This window comes from Gardnerella vaginalis ATCC 14018 = JCM 11026 (assembly GCF_001042655.1).
Taxonomy (GTDB): domain Bacteria; phylum Actinomycetota; class Actinomycetes; order Actinomycetales; family Bifidobacteriaceae; genus Bifidobacterium; species Bifidobacterium vaginale.
In genome coordinates this window covers 494,760-514,212 of the sequence record NZ_AP012332.1, presented here as the reverse complement: position 1 = coordinate 514,212, position 19,453 = coordinate 494,760, and the positions used below count along the sequence as shown (strand labels likewise).

12 protein-coding genes and 1 pseudogene are annotated in these 19,453 nt (G+C 41.3%); 1 reads left to right on the top strand and 12 read right to left on the bottom strand.

The window, feature by feature from the left end; genetic code table 11:
• The first annotated feature begins 24 nt into the window (after window positions 1-24).
• Window positions 25-4,092: an ATP-dependent RNA helicase HrpA gene (hrpA, locus tag GAVG_RS01895; RefSeq protein WP_009994825.1), complete on the top strand. Its 4,068-nt coding sequence runs from the start codon at window positions 25-27 to the stop codon at window positions 4,090-4,092.
• 100 nt (window positions 4,093-4,192) lie between these two features.
• Here hrpA and GAVG_RS01890 read toward each other — a convergent pair whose 3' ends face one another.
• The 12 genes and pseudogenes from GAVG_RS01890 to dusB all read right to left on the bottom strand — a co-directional run bounded on the left by GAVG_RS01890 (window position 4,193) and on the right by dusB (window position 19,432).
• On the bottom strand, window positions 4,193-5,596 hold the full coding sequence (locus tag GAVG_RS01890) for an MFS transporter (RefSeq protein WP_004112416.1): 1,404 nt from the start codon (window positions 5,594-5,596) through the stop codon (window positions 4,193-4,195).
• A 110-nt stretch (window positions 5,597-5,706) separates the two neighbouring features.
• Window positions 5,707-6,663 (bottom strand): nucleoside hydrolase, encoded by a 957-nt coding sequence (locus GAVG_RS01885; RefSeq protein WP_004112414.1) that lies wholly within the window; start codon window positions 6,661-6,663, stop codon window positions 5,707-5,709.
• A gap of 399 nt (window positions 6,664-7,062) precedes the next feature.
• Window positions 7,063-8,400, bottom strand: a complete 1,338-nt coding sequence (gene glnA / locus GAVG_RS01880) for a type I glutamate--ammonia ligase (protein ID WP_004112411.1) — start codon at window positions 8,398-8,400, stop codon at window positions 7,063-7,065.
• Between the two features lie 153 nt (window positions 8,401-8,553).
• Window positions 8,554-9,249, bottom strand: a complete 696-nt coding sequence (locus GAVG_RS01875) for a hypothetical protein (protein WP_004116818.1) — start codon at window positions 9,247-9,249, stop codon at window positions 8,554-8,556.
• A 61-nt stretch (window positions 9,250-9,310) separates the two neighbouring features.
• Window positions 9,311-12,862 (bottom strand): DNA polymerase III subunit alpha, encoded by a 3,552-nt coding sequence (gene dnaE, locus GAVG_RS01870; protein ID WP_004137938.1) that lies wholly within the window; start codon window positions 12,860-12,862, stop codon window positions 9,311-9,313.
• A 52-nt stretch (window positions 12,863-12,914) separates the two neighbouring features.
• Entirely contained in the window at window positions 12,915-13,847 is a 933-nt protein-coding gene (locus GAVG_RS01865; RefSeq protein ID WP_004112404.1) for an RluA family pseudouridine synthase, read from the bottom strand.
• Window positions 13,840-14,336 (bottom strand): annotated as a pseudogene (locus tag GAVG_RS01860) (signal peptidase II). Before GAVG_RS01860 ends, GAVG_RS01865 begins: the two are co-directional and overlap by 8 nt.
• A gap of 48 nt (window positions 14,337-14,384) precedes the next feature.
• On the bottom strand, window positions 14,385-15,701 hold the full coding sequence (locus GAVG_RS01855; RefSeq protein WP_004112400.1) for a DivIVA domain-containing protein: 1,317 nt from the start codon (window positions 15,699-15,701) through the stop codon (window positions 14,385-14,387).
• A 173-nt stretch (window positions 15,702-15,874) separates the two neighbouring features.
• Window positions 15,875-16,171, bottom strand: coding sequence for a YggT family protein (locus GAVG_RS01850; protein ID WP_004116829.1), 297 nt, complete (start codon window positions 16,169-16,171; stop codon window positions 15,875-15,877).
• Between the two features lie 185 nt (window positions 16,172-16,356).
• The gene (locus GAVG_RS01845; RefSeq protein ID WP_004112394.1) at window positions 16,357-16,824 is read right to left on the bottom strand and encodes a cell division protein SepF; all 468 of its coding nucleotides are present in this window, start codon (window positions 16,822-16,824) and stop codon (window positions 16,357-16,359) included.
• Between the two features lie 24 nt (window positions 16,825-16,848).
• Window positions 16,849-18,051 carry a cell division protein FtsZ gene (gene ftsZ / locus GAVG_RS01840; RefSeq protein ID WP_004112391.1) on the bottom strand — a complete coding sequence of 401 codons (1,203 nt, stop codon included), beginning with the start codon at window positions 18,049-18,051 and terminating at the stop codon, window positions 16,849-16,851.
• Between the two features lie 226 nt (window positions 18,052-18,277).
• Complete coding sequence (dusB, locus tag GAVG_RS01835; protein WP_009993550.1) at window positions 18,278-19,432, bottom strand: tRNA dihydrouridine synthase DusB; 1,155 nt, start codon at window positions 19,430-19,432, stop codon at window positions 18,278-18,280.
• Window positions 19,433-19,453 lie beyond the last annotated feature (21 nt).

Genomic DNA, 19,453 nt, shown 5'->3' with positions numbered 1-19,453 from the left:
TAGCAAAATTTAACAGGATTGAATATGAACTTTGACTATCCTAGTGAACTGCCGATTTGTGCTGCACACGACCAGATTATTGAAGCCATTAAAGAGTCGCAGGTTATAATCGTATCTGGTCAAACTGGTTCTGGCAAAACCACTCAAATCCCAAAAATGGCTTTGGAACTTGGCAGAGGTGGTCGCGGAAAGCAAATTGTTCACACACAACCTCGACGACTTGCTGCGCGCACAGTTGCCGAACGAATCGCAAGCGAAATGGGTGTTAAGCTTGGCGAAGAAATCGGCTATCAGGTACGTTTTAACGACGAAAGCTCATCTAAAACAAAGCTTCGGATAGTTACGGATGGTATTCTACTCGCTCAAATTCAACGCGATCCACTTCTTACGCGCTATGACACTATTATCATTGATGAAGCTCACGAGCGTAGCCTAAATATTGATTTTTTGCTTGGATATTTAACAACTCTTTTGCCAAAGCGCAAAGACTTAAAACTTATTATCACTTCTGCAACAATAGATTCTGCAAAATTTAAAGACCATTTTGAGCAAGCGCTGCACATTAAGGTGCCTGTTATAGAGGTTTCGGGGCGAACATACCCCGTGCGCGTACTTTACGAGCCGCTTGGAAGCGCGCCTTCACTTATGAGGCACGTTCCAGGTTTTGCCGATATTGCTATGGATGATGAAAGCGTTGCGCAAAGCCAAAGTCTTTCGGAAAGCGGCGATATTTGCGACGAAGACATTGCTTCTGCTGTAACTCGCGCATGCGCGCAACTTGTGATTCATTCAAACCACACTCAAGGCGCGCGCGATATTATGGTTTTTGCTTCTGGCGAGCGCGATATTCGAGAATTTGAAGCATCGTTGCGTTCTTATTTCGGTGCGCGTGCAAGCGACATGAATCGTAGTGACGCCATTGAGATTGTTCCACTTTTTGCACGTCTTTCTTCTAAAGACCAGCATCGCGTTTTTGAACACCACACACATCAGCGCATTGTAATCGCCACTAATGTTGCAGAAACTTCTCTTACAGTGCCTTCGATTCGCTACGTTGTAGACCCTGGTTTTGCTAGAATTTCTAGATATTCTAAGTCTGCTAAAGTTCAGCGTCTTCCTATAGAACCTATTTCTCAAGCAAGTGCAGATCAGCGCTCTGGTCGTTGTGGGCGAATTGCAGATGGCATTGCTATTCGCTTGTATTCTAGGGAAGATTACGAAACTCGCCCGCGCTTTACCGACCCCGAGATTTTACGCACTTCACTCGGCGCTGTTGTTTTACACATGCTCTCTGTTGGTGTTGCTAAAACTGGCGAAGATATAACGAATTTTGGATTCATTGATCCTCCAGATATTAAGGCTGTAAGCGACGGCTTTAACGAGCTTAGTGAACTTGGTGCAATAAGCAGAAAATCAGGCTTCATCACTTTAACTCATATTGGACGCGAGCTTTCTAAACTACCGATTGACATTCGTTTAGGACGCATGATTATTGAAGCTGCGCGTAAAACCACTCCTAATACTCTTGCTGCTGTGCTGGTAATTGTGGCGTTTTTGAGTTTGCAAGATCCGCGCGAACGTCCGGAAGATAAACGCGATGAAGCAGATAGATTACACAATCGTTATGCAGACGAGTTAAGTGACTTTTTAACGGCATTGAATATTTGGGATCGCATATTCCAAGCGGATGGCGAAATAAGCAATAACGCGCTAAGGCGACTTTGCAAAGAGGAATTTTTCCACTTTTTACGCCTAAAACAGTGGAAAGATTTAGTTAATCAGCTTAAAGATTTATGCAAAGAACTTCATTATAATGTTGGCGAAGCATTACCACTTAAACGCGCACCTTTGCAAATCCGCCAATTACCAAATAATCAGCAAGCTGCTCACAGTCTTTGCTGCACTTGGGATTACCAAGGAATCCACGCTTCTATGCTTTCTGGCTTGCTTTCTATGATTGGCATGCAAGTTATTCGCGAGCCTAAGGCTTCGGATTTTGCAGGTCTTCGCGGAACAGCCAAAATTCGCGCTATTAAGCGCGCTCAAAAAATGGCAAAAAACGATTATCAGGGTGCTAGAAGCACAAGGTTTGCAATCTTTCCAGCTTCATCTGTTTCTAAAACAACTCCTTCTTGGATTATGTGTACGGAATTAGTTGAAACTTCTAGACTTTGGGCAAGGTATTGCGCGCAAATCGACCCTGCTTGGGCAGAGTCTTTAGCTAAGAATCTTACTCGCGTAACATATTCAGATGCTCATTGGAGCGCAAGCAAAGGTGCAGCAATCGCCCAATCGAAGGTGCTTTTGTACGGCTTGCCTATTGTGCAAAATCGCACTGTTCAATGGTCTAAAATCAACCCTTACGAATCTCGAATGTTAATGATTCGTCAAGGCTTAGTCGAAGGAAACGTTCAACAGCGTTTTCCATTCAACGATTTTATCTCCTCAAATATTAACATTTTAAACGATGCCGATAATCAAACAAATCGCACTAGACAGGCAAGCGAAACTGTAAACGACGAGGATTTGTTTACTTTTTACGATAATAAACTTCCTCAAGAAGCTACGACTATTGCAGATTTAGCTAAATGGTGGAAAAATTACAGGCTCCAAGACCCGCATTTTCTTGATTTTAACCCAGATTGTGTTGAGCGCTTGCAATACGCAAATGACACTGATTTGGCAGATTACCCAGATACTTGGCATACGATTGGAACAGACGGTCAGAAAATCAACTTGCATTTAAGCTACATTTATGATCCGCATGATCCTTTAGATGGTGTAACTGTACACGTTCCACTTCATGCGCTTTTGCGACTTAAACCTCAAGAGTTTACTTGGAATGTGCCAGGCTTATTAGACGAGCTTATTATTGGCATGATTAAGTCTCTTCCTAAGACTTTGCGAGTACAATTCGTTCCAGCTCCAGATACTGCTCGTAAAATCCGTGAGTGGATAGATGACAATTATGACTATCTTCCAGGAATAAACGAAAATCCACAAGAAGATTTTATTTGGCAAGATTTTAGCGAAGTCTTTACTAAAGCTGCGATTAGTGTTGTTGGAGCACAAATCCACCCAGAAGTTTTAAGCGATGAACAGTTGCAACGGCTATCTCCTTATTTGCGCATAACTTTTAGCGTTGAGCAAAAGAAAGCTAATCAAAATAAATCAAACAATTCCCATAATCAAAGCAAAAAGCGCATTAAGCCTACTGTTTTAGGAACAGATAAATCGCTAATAAGTCTTCAGCATCGCTTTGCAAAATCAGCTCAAGAGTGTGCATTAAATGTTGTTAATAGCAAAGCGATTAAAGCTGCACAAGCTGGAAATGTTGTTGAGAGAGCAGATTTGTTACACAAGTCTGGTGCAACTAATCTTTCTAGATCTCAAATGGTTTGGCAGGGCGCGCTCAATATGCTTATTTTAGATGATAAACGTATTACATCTAGATGGCTCGGAAGTGAGGCTCTGATACTTGCTTCTGCACCTTATAAGTCTTCTAAAGATTTGGCCCAAGATTTGCAAATGGCAGCTATTAAGCGACTTATACCAGATACACAAAAAATTACTAACGATGTTGAGCTTAAGGAAGCTGTTGGAAATATTGCCGAAGTATACGAAGATACAGTTTATGGTATTGCGCACGATGTGATTGCTATTTTGAAGCGTTTTGCTAAAGTTAGCACTGCTGTTGGCGGCAAAGCCGACTTGCCAATGCTTAGCGTTCTTCAATCGATTAGAGAACACGCAGCCTCACTTGTTTTTCCTGGATTTATTGCAAAAGCAGATTCTAGCGCACTTAGTTCAATAGAACGCTACTTGCATGCTGATTTAATTAGACTTGATAAAGCTAAAACAAATAAGGATAGAGATGTACGATGGGCTTGGCAAGCAGATGAAGCTCATAAGCTTGTGCTAGAAGCTCAAAATAGAGCAGAAAGCTTGCCTGCTGGACCTAATAGAGATGAGGCTCAAGAAAAAGCTCAAAAACTAAAGTGGATGTGCGAAGAATTCTATGTTTCTCTTTGGGCACAAGAACTTGGAACAGCATACCCGATTAGTATTCAGCGTATGAAAAAACTATGTTAGCGTAAAAATGCGCGGCATAAGACTACAAAAAGTGGCCACTATCCACGCAGCCAAAGATGACTGCAAGATAGTGACCACTAATATATTGGGTAAAGATTAATTACTCTTTAACCATAACGCTACGAACTATGTAAACCACCAAACCTATGAAGGCTACAATAGCGCCCATCATAAGCAAGTTTGAGTATCCTGCAGCTAATCCTTGAATATTCGCAAAGGAGAATCCTTTGAACAGATTTCCAGCAAAGAATCCGCTGAAAATAGAAATACCAATAGAAGCTGTAACGTTCATAACCAAATCGTTCATACCGCAGCCACGACCAGACTCTTCAACAGGCAATGCGCTAAGAACAGTAGAAACGATTGGCGAATACATAAGTCCGCACCCAGCGTAGTAAACGCATGCGCACAGTGTTAATGTAAGGAACCCAGAATTGATGAATACAGCAGCACCAACCCATCCAAGAATCATAAGAACAGCAGCTGTAATAATACCAGCTTTACGTCCAATGAAACCGATGATTGTTCCAGAACAAGTGCCAAACACTGCTGCTACGACGAATGCCCATACAAGGTAAGAAGAAACCTGAGAAGTATCCATCTTGTATAAAGCACCGCCAATTACATTGTAAATTGGAGGCATGCAATAGTTAGTAAAGTAGAAGATGAATATCAAAACAATGCCCGAAAGCCAACGCTTATTCTTAAAGAATGCAGGAGTCACAAACGGGTTCTTTGCCTTCATAATGTATCCAGCGAACACAACAAACAGGACGATGGATCCAAGTAACAATCCCCAAACTTTGTAAGAGAAGAACAAAGTCAACAATGTCACAGCAATACCGAATATGGTAAAGCCGAGTTTATCAATCTTTCCACCAATACCATTCTTAGTCGGTAAGCATTTAACGAGTACTGGCAAGAACAGAATGGTTATCGCAGGAATAAGGAACAAATATTGCCAAGCAATAGAGCTAAGAGCACCAGCAGCAAATACGCCGATAGAAGCAGAAAGCTGATATGCGGCAGTAAAGAGTCCAAAGAAAATAACTTTCAAATCATTGCGCAAATACTTAGTTGCAATAACAAGGAAGGAAGAACCTGCTACCTGTTCACCAGCAGTTTGCATAATGCGAGCAATAATAACAGTCCACAAATTTGGAGTAAAGAAGAAGTTTGCAATAAAACCAAACAAGGAACCAACAAACAGTGTTACAAGACCGATTGTTATAAGTCTGCGAAGAGAAACAAAGTCACCTAGAGAACCGTATATAAAGCACACGATACCTAGAACAATAATTGGCAAGCTTGTAATAAGCGAAGCTTGATCAGGGGCACCAACAGCCTTGCCAATCTGGTCGAATACAAGATTAAATCCCTGCAAACATAATGTTCCAAGAATAAAGGTTATAAGCAACAAAATCAGCGAGTAAATCGCCACTTTGTCGCGGGTTTTTGGATCCTCGTATGGATCTACCGCAGTAGATTTTGCAATTTCAGTCATAATAATCCGATCAATAAATATTTTTAATTTTTACATTTACGCATAAAGCATGTTGTGCAACAAGAAGCGTAGAAGGTCGCAAAATGTTGCGCAACACAAACAATATGATCTCAGCCAGCGATTTTTGCCAAACCAGAAATACGCGTCATAAACTCGTTCAAGAATCGTGGAACGTCTACGCCAACAGCAACTTGCATTGTCTTAACAGGGTCATTCAAGCGCGTAACATCACCGATGGTACGACCGCGAGTTGGACCTTCCACATCAACCTGCATGTTAATTGGAAGCGTTGTAACAAGCGTTGGATCAACTGCAACAGCAACAGCCAAAGGATCATGCAAACCACATCCACCAAGGTGCGGAGCAGTGGTTTCATAAGCTTTGATGTAAAAATCAGTCATATCTGCAAGGAACTTGCCAGCCTTGGTGTTAAGATCACGCCATTGCTTTGTCTCCTTGTAAGTAAGCAAAGTCTGTAAGGTAACATCCAAACCAATCATTGTCACTGGAGCACCAGAACGGAATAGAATATCTGCAGCATCTGGATCTTGGGAAATATTCGCCTCAGTCCAAGCGTTTACGTTTCCATGAATGGTGAGCGCTCCACCCATCAAAACAATCTTTCCGATTTCGTCTTTGATTTCTGGAGCTTTCTTCAATGCAGCAGCAATATTGGTCATTGGACCGGTTGGAACATACACTAAGTCCTTGCCATATTTCTTTACGGAATCAATAATGAAATCAACAGCGGATTCATCTTCTGCTTTGCGAGGAGAATCTGGAATTTCAACATCGCCAATTCCATTGTCACCATGAATAAAAGCAGATATTGGAAGCACTTCAAACGAATCTTTTGTGCTTGCGTGTGAAAGACCTTTATAAACTTTTACTTCTGGATGCCCAAGTAAATCTGTGATTGCAAGCGCGTTACGAACACCTTGCTCCATTAAAACATTACCGTATGTGCCAGTTATGCCAATAAGCTCCATTTCGGGGCTTCCAAGAGCATAAGATATAGCGAGAGTATCGTCAACACCAGTATCAAGATCAAGAATCAGCTTCTTCACTTGAGTTACCTTCCTTCTTATATTTAGGCATGGCTTACAGTCGTTGTAAATCATGGGTGTAATTGAATATCTAACTTGATATTTAAGTATCACCAATTTAAAAATTTTATTATTATAATCTCGAAAAGCAATGGCATATTTAAATAGAAGCAAGAAGACATAATGTTGCTTTAATTGTTAATATTCACGAATTTTGTTATAAAATGTTATAATTTTCAACAAACGTTAATATATATAAACATATGTTTAGATTATAGCTGTGAGCTCAGCCATAAATTAAACATATGAATACAAAAAATTAAAACGCGTGTCAACAATCACAAATAATAACATTTGAAAAATATCCAAAAATATCCAAAAATTTAGATTTGACACGCGCGAAAGCAATACAAAAGAAAACTAAAGTCTAGGCAAATACTTCTGCAATTCAAAAGGAGTGACCTGACGACGATACTCTTCCCATTCCTGATGCTTATTACGCAAGAAATACTCAAAAGCATGCTCACCAAGTACGCTAGCCACAAAATCAGACTTCTCCATAATCTTCAAAGCCTCATCCAAAGACTCAGGAAGTGGCTGAATACCCATAGCCTGACGTTCAGCATCCGTAAGCTCCCAAACGTCATCGCTCGTAGGCTCACATAAAATCATCTGCTTTTCAATACCATCTAAACCAGCAGCCAACAAAACAGAGTATGCAAGATACGGATTCGCCACAGGATCCAAAGCACGAAACTCCATACGGCAAGAATTACCTTTGCCTGGCTTATATTGAGGCACACGCAAAAGCGCAGAACGGTTACTATGACCCCAGCAAACATAGCTAGGCGCTTCCGCTCCACCCCACAAGCGCTTATAAGAGTTCACATACTGATCGGTAACAGCGCAAATTTCCGCAGCATGATGCAAAATACCAGCCGCAAATTGGCGCGCAATAAGCGACATATTAAACTCTTGCCCAGCCTCGTAGAAAGCGTTGGAATCTCCTTCAAACAAGCTTAAATGCGTGTGCATACCAGAACCAGGCTGATCCGTTAAAGGCTTAGGCATAAAGCTCGCATACATTCCGCGCTCAAGAGAAATCTCCTTAACAACAGTGCGGAAAGTCATAATGTTATCTGCAGTAGTAAGAGCGTCTGCATATCTTAAGTCAATCTCGTTTTGACCAGGGCCACCTTCGTGGTGAGAATACTCAACAGAAATACCCATCTGTTCAAGCATGCTCACAGCACTACGACGAAAGTCCATTGCCGAACTTCTTGGAACGTGGTCGAAATACCCACCTTCATCAATAGGAACAGGTGCTTTAGACCAATCGTCTTGCGTTTCAAATAAGTAAAACTCAATTTCTGGATGAACGTAAAAAGTAAAGCCTTTTTCTTTAGCTTTTGCGAGCGCAGTCTTAAGAACATGACGAGGGTCTCCAAGAGACGGCTCCCCGTCTGGCGTTAAAACATCACAAAACATGCGTGCCGTACCCTCTGGGCCGCCATGCCATGGCAAAAGTTGGAAAGTCGAAGGATCTGGCTTAACAATCATGTCGTCTTCTAAAACGCGAGTCATGCCTTCAATCGCAGACCCATCAAAGCCAATACCCTCTTCAAACGCAGCTTCAAGCTCTGCTGGAGCAATAGCAACCGATTTAAGAGTTCCAAGAACATCCGTGAACCATAGTCTAATAAAACGGACATCACGCTCTTCAACCGTACGCAAAGCGAACTCTTGTTGTCTATCCATATCTACAGTCCAATCAGTATTCAAGTCTTATATTTTTCAACATGTTTTTAGAGCAAAACGCAATGACTATATTATCTCTTATATTTAGTTTTTATTTAGAAATATAGCAATGAATTTACTTACTTTTAATTTAGCGTATTTGCAAGATTAGGCTCACATTTTTTTGCCATATTTATAAAAAATCTCTTTAGCTTGCTCATCACTTAAATCATCCGTATAAGTAACCTCAATCCCAGACTCTTTAAGATCTTCAACTGTCGCATAACAAATCATAAGATCTTCCACACATCTAGCAGACATGGTAAGAACCATGGGAGGAATAGCATCCTGTACTTCTTTTTTATATTCGTAGACTTTTGCATCAATTTTATTAGCTCGATTCACCATTAAAATCGCTGGAATACCGCGAAAATACTCTGTGAATCGTTTAACAGATTTTTCTGGATTATCCTCGTCTAAATCGCATAAAACGGCGACTCCACCGTTCTCGTCACTAAAACATTTAGCTCTAATACCAGCCATTTTACAAAAAGCAGCAAGAAGCTCCCCTGGTTCCATAACAGTTAGAAACAGAGCACACTTGGCTTTTTTACCCAGCAAACCTTCCAAATCTTCTTCAAAGTTTGCTTGCTCAATTTTGTTTACAACATCATCGACAGAATCATGTTTTTGTTCATCGCTAAATTCTTTTTCAAATCCAAGTAACGCATCTTCAAGCTCTTTATCAGTAAAAGATGTGCGAACTTCTTTCGACTCTTTGGAATTAGAAGAATTATTGGAATTTTTCCCATTATTCGCAAAGTTTTTGTAGCTACTATCTTCACTCAAACCTTCATGATCTGCACACATTTTGTACCCCTAACTTATTAAACAGCTAGTTAACGCCACTTAAAAACACTTTAAGCATAATCTACGCGCTTGGCAAACAATTAGGACCAAACAATATTTTGATCTCTGCAAAAAGTGACGTATCTCGCTTAACTCTAAATCTATCTCCAAACGATAACACTTTTGCGCATCCTCTAGAATCAATCAAAGCAAGATTCATTTCGCAACAACCAGGATGTCTTGTAACAATATTTTCAAGCTCTTTTATACGTGACTTTTCTAATGCTTGCAAAGGAAGAACAATTGTAACAGGCTGAGCATCTTCCGCCTCTAAGCTTGGAACTTCAAACTCAGTTGCTCTTAAAGACACTGTTTCGTCTCGAACCTCTACCTGTCCCCTAATTCTCACAACTTGATCAATCGCAAGTTCTGCAGCAGATGACTCATAGACCTTACCAAAGAACATGCATTGTATTGAACTTTCCATGTCTTCAATAGTTACAATCGCCCAAGCATTACCTTTTTTAGATACTCGCCTGTCTACGCTAGTCACAAGGCCTGCAAGAGTTACCTGCTGATTTTCGCCCATAGTTTTAGCGCGATTTAAAAGCTGAGCAATCGACATTTCCCTAAGACCAGCCAGCACAGCAGAAAGACCACTCAAAGGATGATCCGAAACGTAAAGCCCAAGCATTTCTCGCTCAAAGTTTAGCTTCGTTTTTTTATCCCATTCTTCAACATCTGGAATGTTGATTTGAGCATCTCCAAGATCACTATCGGAATCATCAAGATCAGCAAAAAGATCAAACTGACCACCTGCCTGTCTGCGCTTAATAGAAATAACAGAGTCAATTAGTGGTTCACAAATTTCAAAAATAGCTCTTCTACAAGGATTAATTGAATCAAAAGCACCAGATTTAATAAGAGATTCGACAAGTCTACGATTCAAAGCGGCAAAAGATACACGGTTTACAAAATCCTTAAAATCAATAAACTTTCCGCGCTCGCTTTCCCTTTCGCTAATAATATCGTTAACGGCTTTATCACCAACATTCCTAACAGCTCCAAGTCCAAAACGAACTACATCTCCAACTGCAGAATATTCAAGAACAGACTCGTTAATATCTGGCTGCAAAACACGAATACCCATGCGTCTAGCTTCACCCAAGTAGAGCGCTGTCTTATCCTTATTCGTGCGCTCGTTTTGAAGCAATGCAGCCATAAACTCCACAGGATAATGCGTTTTCAAATACGCAGTCCAATAAGAAATCAAACCGTATGCGGCTGAATGAGCCTTGTTAAACGCGTAACCAGAAAAAGGAACCAGAACATCCCAAACAGCTTGTGCAGCTTCTTCTGAATAACCATGTTCTTTCATGCCTTTAAAGAACGGGATTTTTTCTTTAGCCAACACTTCTGGCTTCTTTTTACCCATTGCTCGACGCAAAACATCTGCTTTACCAAGGCTATACCCAGCTAAAATACGCGCAGCTGACTGCACCTGCTCCTGGTAAACAATCAAACCATATGTTTCGCCAAGAACATCTTTTAGCGGCTCAGCAACTTCAGGATGGATAGGCGTTATCTCTTGTAAACCATTCTTACGCTTGGCGTAGTTAGTGTGAGAATCCATATCCATAGGACCTGGTCTATAAAGTGCAATCAAAGCCGATATATCGTTAAAGTTATCTGGCTTAAGTGTGCGCAGAAGGGCACGCATACCGTCGGAATCAAGCTGGAAGACTCCTAAAGTGTCTCCCCTAGCAAGAAGCTGATATGTTTCCTTATCGTCAAGCGGAATTTTAGTGTAATCAATAGGCTCTTTACCATTATGCTCAACATTTTTAAGCGTATCCCTAATAACTGTTAAGTTGGAAAGACCCAAAAAGTCCATTTTCACTAAGCCCAACGTTTCGCAAGTATGATACTCGAACGTTGTTGTTATTGTTCCATCAGTACGCTCCAAAAGAGGCGAAGTATCAGTAATCGGCTCCGAGCCCATGATTGTTGCGCAAGCATGAACACCAGTTTGGCGAATCAAACCTTCAATACCTTTTGCTTCTTCAGTAATTCGCTTCGTATCTGGATCAGTGTCATACATTTCGCGAAACTCGCGCGCCTCCGCGTATCTCTTTGATTTTTCATCAAAAATATCGTGGAAACTCATATCTTTTCCGTTTTTTGGAGGAGGCAGAATTTTTGTAATTTTTTCTCCAACGGAAAACTCGTAGCCCATTATTCGAGCTGAATCCTTCAATGCTTGCTTTGTTTTAATCGTTCCATAAATCACGCATTGAGCTACTTTATCTCTTCCATATTTTTCACCGACGTATTCCAAAACTTTGGCTCTACCATCTGGGTCAAAGTCAACATCAATATCTGGTAAAGATACTCGCTCTGGGTTTAGGAATCGTTCAAAAATCAGACCATGCTTCATTGGGTCAAGCTCAGTAATTCCCATAGCATACGCAACCATTGCGCCTGCTGCAGAACCACGTCCAGGACCAACCATAACACCATGTGCTTTTGCCCAATTTATGTAGTCCGCAACAACTAGGAAGTATCCGCAGAACTGCATTTGACATATAACACCACACTCGTAGTCTGCTTGTTTTAAGACTTCCATAGGAACATTGTTGTTATATCTACGCTCTAATCCTTCTTCAACTTTTTTAAGGAATAGCGAAGTCTCATCCCAACCTTCAGGGCAATCAAATTGCGGCATAAAAGCGCCATCTTCACCATCGTCGAACATAACGTTACAACGACGGGCAATTTCTAGCGTATTGTCACAAGCCTCTGGAAACTCTTTAAACAATTCACGCATCTGCTCGGCAGATTTTAAATAGTATCCAGAGCCATCAAACTTAAAACGGTCTGGATCATCCAAGCGCGATCCTGAATTAATGCATAGCATTGCATCTTGCGCTTCGCGATCTTCTTCGTGCACGTAATGCAAATCGTTTGTAGCAAGAAGAGGCGCATTAAGACGCTTAGCAATCTCAAGCAAATCTTTAGTAACGCGCGTTTCGATAGAAAGCCCATGATTCATTAATTCTATAAAGAAATTATCGCGCCCAAAAATATCCTGAAACTCGCCTGCAGCGCGTAAAGCCTCATCAAATTGACCTAAACGAAGACGCGTTTGGATAATACCAGATGGGCATCCAGAAGACGCTATAACCCCTTTAGAATACCTTGATAACACATCTTTATCCATTCGAGGGTATCGCATTACGCGACCTTCTAAATTAGCTATAGAAGACGCTTTGAGTAGATTTGTTAAGCCTTCATCATTTTCAGCCCACATTGTCATGTGCGTAATCAAACCGCCGCCAGAAACATCGTCGCTTCTTTGCGCTTCAGTTCCCCAATGCACTCTGCTCTTGTCTTGTCTGGCTGTTTCAGGGGTCACATAAGCTTCGATTCCAATAATCGGCTTAATTCCAGCTTTTACAGCAGTACTCCACATTTCGTATGCACCATGCATATTTCCGTGGTCTGTAATAGCCACAGCTGGCATACCTAATTCTTTTGCACGTGCAACTAGGTCTGGTATCTTCGAAGCACCATCCAAAAGCGAATAATGCGTGTGATTATGTAAGTGTACGAAGTTTGTTTCCAACCTAGCCATAGTGGCTATTCTATAGATGCAATATGACCTGTTTTACTAAATAACTCTACTTTTACAATTCTTGTATGGCGTGTAAAGCGTGTTGCAAATCTAACGGATACTTCGATTCAACTTTAATAAGTTCTCCCGTTCGAGGATGTTTAAATTTTAGACTCATTGCATGAAGCCACTGTCTAGAAAGCCCTAATTTTTCACTTAATTGAGGATTTGCGCCATACATAGGATCACCCACTACCGGATGTCCTATTGACGAAAAATGCACACGAATTTGGTGTGTTCTGCCAGTTTCCAGATTGACTTTCACTAAAGTCGCTCCCTTAAAACGCTCTATAACATCCCAATGCGTAATTGCAGGCTTACCTGATTTAGTTATTGTAAAACGAAAATCTGAAACTTTTGCTCGCCCAATTGGTGCATCAATTGTAGCTTTATTTTGTTTAAGATTTCCTTGGACTAAAGCGTGATATATTTTCTTCACACTATGATTTGCGAACTGTTTTTTCATTTCTTCATACGCAAAATCTGTTTTGCAAACCAGCATTAATCCGCTTGTTCCAACGTCTAATCTGCTTACGATTCCTTTTCTGGATTCATCGCACACGGTTGTTTTTATTTCAACACCGCTTGCCTCTAGACATTCTGGCACTGTTGGACCATCCCAGCCTTTTGCTGAATGCGCTGCAACTCCAACAGGCTTATCTACTACAACAATATCTTCATCGTTATAAACTATTGGAATATTGCATATAGTGGATTTGCTAGTTGACTTTTCTTTTTGATCATCAACTTCCTCTTGATTTATAACAATCACATCCCCATCTTGTAAAGTGGAGGATTTTTGTGATTTTCTATCTAAGATTTTTGCTTTGCCACTATCGATTAGCGATATTGCGTTTGCACGCGATACTCCCATAAGTTTCGACAAACATACGTCGAACCTGCATCCAGCAAATTGACTCGTAACTGTAAAACGAATATCACTCATCAGCGCGCTCTATAAAAGAGGAATCCCAATCAAAATAAGGCATATAACTGCAATTCCTGCAAACATAAGCTCAATATCTGCAACATTCCCAACGGACCATCCGTAGTTTATAAAATCTACGACTTTTCCGTCCAAAAAGCCTTGAGCATATTGCGCTCTATCAATAAGATTTCCAAAAGCTCCAGCAAAAGCTAAAGCAAGCGCAATAGTCCAATATAAAGATTTTGTGTGCTTAACAACCGCAATCATAGCAGCGCATGCAACGCAAGCTAACACGCTAATAACCCAAGTAAAAGAAGAGCCTAAGCCAAAAGATGCTCCAGGATTCCTAACAAGAGTAAAAGAGAGCAAATGTGGAAGAATATCAATGTTTTTTCCTCCACTAAGCGCTGCTAATGCCCAAACTTTGGTTATGCGGTCTAAAACCACTCCAATAAAAGCAATCAGTGCAAAAACGGCTGCGCGATTACGCAGCCGTTCTACACGCATATCACAATGCGTCAATGTATTTTTCCAATCTAACTGGATTTAGTATAACTACTTTTGATCCTGTTGATCCTGATTTTCCATAGAACTGTAAGTGTTCTCATCGGAAACTTGAGCAACAAGCTGACCAAGGAAGTCAGTCAAGCGAGTACGATACTCAGTTTCAAACTGCTTGAGGCTTTGAATGTTTCCTTCAATAACCTTAGTCTGCTTTTCAAGATTCTCACGCACCTGGCGAGCGTAAGCATCTGCAGCAGTACGAGTAGTGGAATCGTAATCCGCTGCTCTATGCTGAACTTCAGACTCATATTGATCAGCCTGATCGTGAGTTTGCTTAGAATAATCATCTGCAGCCTGACGAACCTTACCAGAATAAGCATCTGCCTCGTTGTGCGCGCGAGCAGCATAAGCGTCTGCATCGCTACGAGTACGAACGGAGTAATCATCCGCATCTCCACGAGTCTGCTTATTGTATTCATCAGCCTCGCTACGAGTACGATTAGAATAATCGTCTGCCTTAGTAACGATCTCGTTATATCGAGCTTGGCTTTCTTCGACTATCTGAGTTGCCTTAGCCTTGCCCTTATCTACATACTGATCGTGCAATTGCATTGCAAGAGTCAACATTGCTGTAGCGCGTTCTGGCTCAGAACCGCCCACTTCTGCACCAGCACCTGCAATCTTTTGCAAGCTACCTGTTTCCGTGCTTGGCTCCATCTTAGCAACCTGCTCACGAAGCTGCTCTTCGCGCTTATGAGATTCTTCAAGTTGACGAGACAAATCCTGAACCTTTGCATTTTCCTGCTGTGTTACAACAAGCTGTTGACGGACTTCTTCCAATTCGCGACCCAAATTCTCGCTACTTGCTCTAAAGTCATCGCGTTCGCGAGTAACGTTTTCAAGCTCTTCATGAACTTTCTTATCAGCGTCTGCCTTAGCATTATCAGCATTTGCAGCCTGTGCTGTGAGCTGATCTACCTGAGCACCTAAACCATCCAGCTGCTCTTTGAGCTGCTGATTCTGCTCGCTCAATGCACGATTATTTTCTTCAGCTTCCTTAAGCTTTGCTGCAAGATCATTGTCATTCTTGTTCGCGCTGCTGGATGCTTCACGTAAATCATTATTTTCTTTTGTTAAAGATTCAACTTGCTTTGTCAAATCAGAAATCTTATTGTTCAAGCTAGCAACATCGGCGCCAAGAGACTGCGTGGAAGCTCCAAGCCCCTGCACTGCCTGCTGACCAAGCGCTTCTATTGTTTCTGTAACCTGATCCAAAAAGTCATCAACTTCGTCAACATCATAGCCTCCCTTGAATCGAACGATTTGGAAGGTATGCTCGCGAATGTCTTTAGGCGTTAACAGAGCCATAATGCATTACACCTCACTTTTGGGCGCGCAGCCCTTTTGATATATCTATTCGATGCTATCACGTCTATAGAAAAAATTGTGTAAAAAGCGATTATTTTTTTACGAAATCTACCAATATTTTTCTAAATTAATAACTATCGTGTCGCTTCATTAAAAATTGTGATTAATAAGCATCAGTAAAGCATATTCAAAAACATTTGTAAAACTAGTAACAAAAAGTACACTACCATAAAACTCACGTCTAAACTTATGCTACCTAATCTTGCTGGTGGTATAAATTTTCGCGCAAATCTTAAAAGTGGTTCTGTCATAAAATATATGATTTGAGTGAATTTTTGCAAAATCGCATTTGGTTTAAAAGAATGGAATATAAACGGAATCCAATCTAAAACTGCGCGAATAAACAGTATTACTAGATAAGCGTTTATGAAAATATTCAAAATTAGTATTAAGCGTATTACAAAATTCATTAAGATTTTCCTTTAAACTATTTTCAATAATTTTACACAATAGCTAAGTTAATCGTAAACCAAAATATAAGTACAGAATAAGTATAAATTTAAGGCAGATACCTAAAAGATATCTGCCTTAAATACAAGTTAAGCGTAGCAATCGAATGTTCGGTCGCTGGCGACTAGTCTCATGTTATTTAGCTTTAGGAGAATAAGTCGCGAGCAGATCCGCCATTAGGAGCATCTTCAACTTTTATATTTACTTGAGAAGGGCTTAAAAGGAAGACTCTAGGAGTTACTCTTTCTATAGATCCGCGAACACCAAACACAACGCCAGCAGAAAAATCAACTATGCGATATGCAACGGATTCACTAACACCCGTAAGATTCAAGACTACTGGTGTTCCATCTCTTAAAGCTCTTCCAACTAATTGCGCATCCTCATAAGATTTTGGATGAATCGTAGTAATGCGACTCATACGACCTGCATTAGATCGAGTAGAAGCACCATTACCAGATTGTGCAACATCACCATTATGAAGGCTCATAGGAGCAACACTGTGGTCGTTGTCAAACGAAGTATCCTGTGTTTGAGAATCAACGAAATCATCGTCGTCCTGAACATCACTCATGCCTACATAAGACATCATGTTCTTCATAAAACCAGCCATTAAGATGCCCTCCCCTAGTTATGCTTAACGCAGAAAATCAGGAATATCCAGCTCGTCTGGTTCGTCTTGAGGCTTCACTTGAGTAGCCTGTGTTTGATATTGCTTAACTGGATCAACAGAATCAAACATAGAAGAAACAGGTTCCGCGGTTTCAACAGTGTCCACAGGCTTAGAAGGAGCAGTAGTAGTGGAATGAGCTGGAGCCACAGGATCGACTCCTGCCTGCATATCTACGAAAGCACCTGCTTTGCTGTCTTCAGACTTAGGATGAGAATCGAAACCAGCTGCAATAACAGTAACACGAACCTCGTCTCCATAAGAATCGTCCAAAGAAAGACCCCAAATAATCTGCGCTTCTGGATGTATTGCCTTACGAACAAGCTCTGTTGCAGCACTTGCTTCTTGAAGCTTCAAATCACTTGGACCAGCAATATTTATCAAAGCACCATGAGCACCTTCAATGCTTTCTTCAAGCAATGGAGAGCTAATAGCAATTTCTGCAGCTTGCGTAGCTCTGTCTTCACCCTTCGCTGCACCAATACCAAATAGCGCAGTTCCTGCACCGCGAAGAACAGCGGTAACATCAGAGAAATCAACATGAATATAAGAATTCATGGTAATCAAATCTGTAATACCCTGAACGCCTGCAAGCAATGCGGTATCTGCAGTCTTAAAAGCTTCAATAATTCCGATGGTTCGATCTGAAATTTCCAACAAACGATCGTTTGGAATCACAATCAAAGCGTCTACTTCTTTACGAAGATTCTCAATACCAAGTTTTGCTGATGCAGCACGCTGAGGTCCTTCAAAACCGAATGGACGCGTAACTACTGCGATTGTCAAAGCACCTTGCTGGTGTGCAGCGCGGGCAACAATAGGGCTTGCACCCGTACCAGTTCCACCGCCTTCTCCGCAGGTTACGAACACCATATCGGCGCCCTTTAATGCTTCTTCAATGTCAGATTGATGATCTTGAGCAGCTTTAGCGCCTTTTTCTGGGTCAGCACCTGCTCCTAATCCTCGACTCGAAGCGTCAGATAATGAAATCTTCACGTCAGCATCAGAACGCAACAAATCCTTGGCATCAGTGTTAATAGCCACAAATTCTACGTTCTGCAAACCCTCGGTGATCATTCGGTTGACGGCGTTACCACCGGCTCCACCGACGCCGACTACCTTGATTATGGTTTTGTCGTTGAAATTGTCAGTCTGGGCAATCTCGCTCACCGTTGTCTCCTGTCACTCACACGCACGTTTACGCATTACTTTAGCGCAAAACGCTCGATAATGGCGGCGTTTTATGAATAAAAACTGAAAAAATGTCACCGATTCGATAATACACCGTGCTATACGCAAATCATTAATGCGTTTTATTAACAAAAGTTTAAAATATTAAGCAGTAGTTTATATTATGTTTTATATACTCAAAAACCCTAGAAAACACTAGTAAAACCTAGTAACTTGCATCCATTGGATCATCGCCAAACAACTCCTCACGCTCACTATGAGATGTTATTCGAGAATCCAACCACCCATATGGCAAATGAACTTTTTTTGCAAAACGAACTCGCCCACGCGGCGTGTCTAAAACTTGCTCAGGAAGCTTTAGCGAAGAATCTAACGCATCAATATTACGCTGGACATCCTCAATAGACTCACATTCCATAAAATTCTTACGAGTTCCACCTCCAACAGGGAACCCCTTTAAATACCAAGCAATATGCTTGCGCAAGTCATGAACAGCCATTCGCTCGTCGCCATCATAAAACTCGACTAAAAGCTCAAGATGTCTTAAAATCACCTTGCAAACTTGCCCAAGACTTGGATTAACGCGATCGTCGCTTCCATTGCAAGCAGAACGAATATCAGCAAAAATCCAAGGACGCCCCTGGCATCCGCGGCCAATAGCAACGCCTGCGCATCCTGTTTCTTTAAACATTGCAAGAGCGTCATCCGCACCCCAAATATCGCCATTACCAAAAACAGGAATATCCAAAGCATTTACAAGCTCAGCAATACGACTCCAATCAGAATGACCACCATAATATTCTGCAGTGGTACGCGCGTGCAAAGTTACAGCAGCACATCCTTCTTCTTGCGCAATATGACCAGCTTGCATAAAAGTCTCATGATTTTCGTCAATACCAACGCGGAACTTAGCTGTAACAGGAATTCCTGCTGGATCACAAACAGAAACAACACGATGCAAAATCTCCTGAAGCAAATCTGTTTTCCAAGGAAGAGCAGAACCGCCGCCGCGCCTTGTAACTTTAGGAACTGGGCATCCAAAGTTTAAGTCAACGTGATCCGCCATGTTCTCATCAACAACAATTCGAGCAGCAAGCTCTACAATAGAAGGATCTACTCCGTAAAGTTGCAAAGAACGCACTTTTTCGTTAGGCGCAAAACGGCATAAACGCAAGGCTTTAGGATTCCTTGCAACTAATGCGCGAGCTGTAATCATTTCTGCTACGTAAAGCCCGTCCGGACCATATTCGCGGCAAATCACTCGAAAAGGCCAGTTAGTAATACCAGCCATTGGAGATAAAACAACAGGAGTTGCAATATGAATTTTCCCTAAATCTACTGGTTTAATAGAAAAATCCATATTGCTTTAACTCCATTCACT